Here is a 407-nt window from a genome sequence, read left to right as displayed (position 1 = left end):
GCCCCTGCAACTGGCTCCACGACATCTGCAGTGCGCGCATATGCGGCTGCAGCCGGTAAAGCAGGATGAGGAAGGCGGCGGTCAGCGGGAAGCTGACATTAGCGAGAAAGGCGGCGATCACCGTCGCCAGGAACAGCAGCGCATGCAGCACCTCGGTCAGCGGCGGCAGCGCGCCCTGGCGGGTCGCCAGCACGAAGGCGGCGCGCCGCACGCCGTCGGAGGCCGTGTCGAACGCAGCCTGCTCGCGGTCCTCCTGGCCGAAGATGCGGATCAGGCGCCCGGCATGCACCAGATGCAGCATCTGCGAGGCAAGCGCGCTGTTGCGCGCCGCGACGCTGCGGCTCGGCGCCTTGAGCTGCGCCGACAGCATCGCGTGCGCCAGCTGGACGAGCGCCAGCCCCAGCGTC

Annotated in this window: 1 pseudogene; it reads right to left on the bottom strand. The window is 70.5% G+C overall.

The window, feature by feature from the left end:
* Positions 1-407 (bottom strand): annotated as a pseudogene (locus EN745_RS35775) (ABC transporter ATP-binding protein); the annotation flags it as partial.

Source organism: Mesorhizobium sp. M4A.F.Ca.ET.022.05.2.1, assembly GCF_003998845.1.
Taxonomy (GTDB): Bacteria; Pseudomonadota; Alphaproteobacteria; order Rhizobiales; family Rhizobiaceae; genus Mesorhizobium.
Note: the sequence above shows the minus strand (reverse complement) of the source record. Positions and strands in the feature narration are given on the sequence as shown.